The 5,729-nt window shown below is 47.1% G+C and carries 5 protein-coding genes; all 5 read right to left on the bottom strand.

Annotated elements, in window-relative coordinates; genetic code table 11:
- A partial coding sequence (locus Q0340_RS06245; protein WP_298082589.1) for a GTP-binding protein occupies window positions 1-782 on the bottom strand: 782 nt, incomplete at its 3' end.
- 9 nt (window positions 783-791) lie between these two features.
- Window positions 792-1,262: a 30S ribosomal protein S7 gene (gene rpsG, locus Q0340_RS06240; RefSeq protein ID WP_177386837.1), complete on the bottom strand. Its 471-nt coding sequence runs from the start codon at window positions 1,260-1,262 to the stop codon at window positions 792-794.
- A gap of 69 nt (window positions 1,263-1,331) precedes the next feature.
- Window positions 1,332-1,706 (bottom strand): 30S ribosomal protein S12, encoded by a 375-nt coding sequence (gene rpsL / locus Q0340_RS06235; RefSeq protein ID WP_005872613.1) that lies wholly within the window; start codon window positions 1,704-1,706, stop codon window positions 1,332-1,334.
- 83 nt (window positions 1,707-1,789) lie between these two features.
- Window positions 1,790-2,179, bottom strand: a complete 390-nt coding sequence (locus tag Q0340_RS06230) for a DoxX family protein (RefSeq protein WP_298082588.1) — start codon at window positions 2,177-2,179, stop codon at window positions 1,790-1,792.
- A gap of 46 nt (window positions 2,180-2,225) precedes the next feature.
- On the bottom strand, window positions 2,226-5,729 hold a 3,504-nt coding region (gene rpoC, locus Q0340_RS06225), incomplete at its 5' end, for a DNA-directed RNA polymerase subunit beta' (protein ID WP_298082587.1).

Below are 5,729 nucleotides of genomic sequence, written 5' to 3'. Positions count from 1 at the left end.
GTACCGCATAGCATAGGAAAGAAGCTTAGGCTTAAGCAGCCTTTCTTGATGCCTTTTTTAATCTCTTCTACGCTTAGCTCTTCGCCGTTAAAATACTTCTCCATCAAGGCTTCATCAGTCTCTGCTACCGCCTCAATCATCTTATCGCGATACTCTTGCGCTTTTTCTCGTAATTCAGCAGGAATTTCAACGATCTCGGGAGCAGAAGGACCCTTGCTATCATCCCAAACGAGCGCCTTCATAGTAACCAAATCGATAACGCCCTTAAAATCATCTTCTGCGCCGATCGGAATTTGAATCGGAACAGGATGGGCTTTGAGCCTATCTTTTACCTGCTGTTCGACATTATAAAAATTTGCGCCTACGCGGTCCATCTTATTTACGAAAATGATGCGCGGAACATGGTATTTATTCGCTTGGCGCCAAACGGTCTCACTTTGAGGCTGAACGCCGCCTACAGAGCAAAATACTGCTACCGCACCATCTAAAACGCGCATCGAGCGCTCCACTTCGATAGTAAAGTCTACGTGACCCGGGGTGTCTATCAAATTTATCTGATAATTATTCCAAAAGCAGGTCGTTGCCGCAGACGTAATCGTAATGCCACGCTCGCGCTCCTGCTCCATCCAGTCCATAGTAGCGGCGCCCTCGTGAACCTCGCCAATCTTATGACTCATACCGGTAAAAAATAGAATTCTTTCGCTTGTAGTCGTCTTTCCGGCGTCGATGTGAGCGGCAATACCGATGTTTCTAACCATATGCAAAGGGGTTTTTCTTGCCATAATGCCCTCCTACCAACGATAATGCGCGAAAGCTTTGTTGGCTTCTGCCATCTTGTAGGTATCTTCTTTCTTTTTAAATGAAGAGCCTTTAGAATTTGCGGCGTCCATAAGCTCGTAAGCCAGGCGCTCTATCATCGTGCGCTCGCTTCTTTTTCTCGCAAAAGAGATGATCCAGCGAATAGCCAAAGCCTGCTGTCGAGCCGGCCTGACCTCGATCGGAACCTGATATGTGGCGCCGCCTACGCGACGAGATTTTACTTCCATCAAAGGCTTAACGTTATCGATGGCATCGTTAAAAATTTCGATACCTTTCTTCTCGCCGCCTTTATTGTCGATGAAATTTAAGGCGCCGTACATAATCTCGGTAGCGACGCTCTTTTTGCCGTCGAACATAAGCGAATTAATAAATTTTGTGATTACTTTGCTGTCATAAATCGGATCGGGCATAACTTCCCTAACGGGAGCTTTTCTTCTTCTCATTTTATTCCTTCAAATTTTAAAATTTTACTCAAACTCGGCAAAATCTAGTGCCGGTCTGTTTAGGCTAAACTATTTTTTAGGTCGTTTAGCACCGTATTTTGATCTTGCAACGGTTCGTTTCGCAACGCCTGCAGTATCGAGTGCACCGCGGACGATGTGGTATTTAACGCCCGGTAGGTCCTTTACACGACCGCCGCGAACTAGCACTATGGAGTGCTCTTGTAGATTGTGACCTTCACCGCCGATATAGCTGATGACTTCAAATCCGCTAGTAAGCCTTACTTTGGCAACTTTACGAAGCGCTGAGTTTGGCTTTTTAGGGGTCGTAGTATAGACCTTAGTACAAACTCCTCTTCGTTGAGGGCAATTCTTTAGCGCCGGAGACTTCGATTTCTCGGTAATCTTCTTGCGCTCTTTTCTGACCAATTGATTTATGGTTGGCACATCTTTCCTTTCACAAAAATTTATTCAAAAAGATTTGGATTATACTTTGTTTAAACTTACAGAAACGTAAATTTAACTAAATTTTAATCTCTAATCAGTACAAACTCTCCGCCGCCGCAGATCACTAAGCAGATCGCAGCGGAAAGATACAGATATACGATTTCAAGCTCAAATCCGCCCACGCCGGTAAGCGCGCTCAACGGAGTGTGTAGGACATATATTATCATGAGCACGTTTGCGATCACAAGCAGAGCGCCTATGCGGCAAAATACGCCTATGATTATCATCGCTGGCGCCAGCACCTCGCCTACGTATGCGCCGTAAGCCACTAAATCCGGAATTCCTCTGGCAACCAGCATCGATTTTACGTCGTCTATGCCGTGAGTAAGCTTAAAAATTCCGTGCATTAAAAGACAAACTCCAAGCCCCAACCTGATAAATAAAAGACCGAAATTTATGTTGATCATATTCATGCTTTATCCTTTAAATTTAGGTAAATTTAGGGCTTTTTGCCCTAAATTATTTTTTAAGTTTAACTTCCTTGTCTTTATACAAACCGGTTCCGACCGGAATTATGCGACCTAAAATTACGTTTTCTTTCAAGTCCTCTAATCGGTCAAATTTACCCGCGATACTAGCCTCCGTTAAAACCTTCGTAGTCTCTTGGAAAGACGCTGCCGAAATGACGCTATCGCTTCCGACGGCCGCACGAGTTACGCCCAGTAGCACGGACTCTGCAATCGCAGGCTCGCCACCAATTTTCATAATGCGCTCGTTTTCTTCTCTAAATCTGCGGCGGCTAATGAGATCGCCGACGATTAGCTGAGTATCGCCGCTATCGACGATTCGAACCTGGCGGAGCATCTGAGATACGATGATCTCGATATGCTTATCGCTGATAACGACGCCTTGAGAGCGATAAACCTGTTGAATTTCGCTTATCAGATAATAATGCAGCGCCTTTTCGCCTAAAATTCTAAGCACGTCGTGCGAGCTGATAACTCCGTCGGTAAGCTTCTCGCCTGCGTGGACGAACTCGCCGTTTCGCACTTGGATCTGGCGGCTCTTATCGATTAGATACTCGGCGCTTGTTCCGTCCTCGCCCTCGATTACAATGCGCTCTTTTGCACGCAACGCCTTATCGAAGCGAACGGTGCCGTCGATGTCCGCGATAATCGCGGTATTTTTCGGACGGCGCGCCTCAAATAGCTCCGATACGCGCGGCAAACCGCCAGTGATATCTTTTGATTTCGCAGCAGCCTTCGGTGTTCTAGCCAAAATATCCGCAATCGCTACCTGATCGCCCTTATTCGTAAAAATCGCGGTCTTCGGTCCTAGATTATATTTGATAGGCTCTCCCTTGCTAGGAGTTACGATAATTGCCGGTTTGACGCCCTGAGGCAGATACTCGTTGATGACCAAGCGGCTCTGGCCGGTAGTCTCGTCATATTGCTCCGTAGCGGTATATCCAGGCTCGATATCCTCAAAGCTAATCTTACCCTCGCACTCTGCGGCCACAGGGATGGAATACGGATCCCACTCGGCGATAATCAATCGATCATCTTTCTTAGGCTTAGCGATAAGATCTTCGCTTTTTACGACGCTATTATCATCATAGGTAATGACAGATTCGCGCGGTATGTAGTGGCGGATCGCCTCTCTGCCGTTTTCATCGGAGATGACTACGTACATACCCTTCTCGCTTACGACGTGACCTTTTTTGATATCTCTTAGTCTCTCTAAATAATCGCCCTTTAGGATGAAATACTTAAGCGTACCATTTGCTCCCGCTTTGATCTTTTGAGTTACCGGCTCGCCGTCTTTGACGCGAAGTTCGCTTGCAAACGGAATTCGAGTAGGGATATTCCAGTCTTCTTTTATAACCTCTACTAAACTATCATTTTCTCCAACGGTTTCGCCGTCTTTAAATACGATGTAGAATTTCCCCTCAACTTTACCGCTTACACCTGCAAGTTCGGTAGGCTTAGCTAGATCATGGCGGCGGATGGTATATTTAAATTCTTCCTTCTTGCCCTTTAGCATGATATTCACATCGTCGTGAGTTATATCGATACTTACCTTACCGGTAATTGGAGCTTTGATCTTAGGCTCTACCAAAAGCACCGCAGCATTTCTGCGGTTCATCACGATATTTTTGCCGCCGTTTTCATAGGTCTTGACGTTGTAGTATCTAATGAAACCCTCTTTATCGGCGATTACTTGGCGATCTTGCTGCTCGGTAGATGCGGTACCGCCGGCGTGGAAGGTTCGTAGCGTAAGCTGCGTGCCCGGCTCGCCGATTGATTGCGCAGAGATGATACCGACCGCTTCGCCCGGTTTTACCAGCTTGCCCTCGCCTAAATTTACACCGTAGCACTTCGCACAAACCCCTTTTTCAGCCTTGCACGTAATAGGCGTACGGATGCTTACGGATTTGATGCCGGCATCGACTATGGTGCGTACCTCATTAACGCCTAGAAGCGTGCCTTCGGTGAATAAAATTTCATTCGATACCGGATCAATCACATCCGAGCTTAGCACCCTACCCATAATCCTATCGGCTAGGCTTTCTATTTGCGTTCCGTTCTCTACAATCTCGGTAACCTCGATACCCTCGTGCGTACCGCAGTCATGCATTGTAACCCTGACATTTTGCGCAACATCGATCAGCTTTCGCGTCAGATAGCCCGCATTTGCGGTCTTTAGCGCCGTATCGGCAAGACCTTTACGCGCGCCGTGAGTCGAGATGAAATACTCATTTACGTTCAGACCCTCTCTAAAATTTGAAGTGATCGGCGTTTCGATGATCGAGCCATCCGGCTTACTCATCAGACCTCTCATACCCGCTAGCTGCTTGATCTGCTCCGCGCTACCTCGCGCGCCGCTATCGGCCATCATATAAATAGAATTAAAGCCGTCCTTATCCTTCTCCATCATCTTCATCATCTCATCGGCTAGCTTCTTGCTGGTGCTGGTCCAGATGTCGATCGTTTTATTATAGCGCTCGCCGTCGGTTAGCAAGCCTGCGCCGTATTGGTTCTGAACTTCTCTGACCTGCTTTTTAGCCTCTTCTACAAGACCCGCTTTAGACTTCGGCACGATGATATCCGAAACGGAGATCGATATGCCCGCTTTAGTCGCAGATTCAAAGCCTAAATTTTTAAGATTATCCAAAAATTCCGCGCTTATCTCAAGGCCGCCGTTTTTATAGACGTAATCGACAAGCTCGGCGATATCCTTTTTCTTCATGATCTTATTCCAAAGATGATCCGGAATAAAGCTAGGCAGGATCGATTTGATGATCAATCGCCCCGCGGTCGTAAAGATGATGCGATGATCGATCATCGTTTTGATTTTAGCGTGGATATCTAGGGCGTTTGCCTCTACGGCGAGCATTACCTCATCGACGTTTGCAAAAATTTTATTTGTTCCTTTTGCACCCGGCTTTTCGAGGCTTAGATAATAAATTCCTAAAACCATATCCTGGCTAGGCACCGCGACGGGTTTTCCGCTCGCAGGAAGCAAGATATTCATCGAGCTTAGCATTAAAATTTTACATTCCGCGATCGCCTCTTGGCTAAGCGGCACGTGCACCGCCATCTGATCGCCGTCGAAGTCGGCGTTGAACGCGGCGCAGACTAGCGGATGCAGCCTGATAGCCTTGCCCTCGACGAGCACGGGATGAAACGCCTGAATAGACATCTTATGAAGCGTCGGTGCGCGGTTTAGCATAACCGGGTGATCCTTTACGACCTCCTCCAAGCACTCCCAAACTTCATTGATCCTATTTTCGATCATCTTTTTAGCCTGCTTAACGGTCGTTGCATAGCCCTTCTCTTGAAGGCGAGCGATTAGATGCGGCTTGAATAACTCAAGCGCCATCGTCTTAGGCAGACCGCACTGATCCATGCGTAAATTTGGACCTACGACGATGACGGAGCGACCCGAAAAATCCACGCGCTTGCCGAGTAAATTTTGACGGAAGCGGCCCTGCTTACCTTTAATGATCTCGCTTAGAGATTT

Source organism: uncultured Campylobacter sp. (assembly GCF_938045595.1).
Taxonomy (GTDB): domain Bacteria; phylum Campylobacterota; class Campylobacteria; order Campylobacterales; family Campylobacteraceae; genus Campylobacter_B.
The sequence above is the reverse complement of the archived record's forward strand: the minus strand, read 5'-3'. Positions and strand labels throughout refer to the sequence as shown.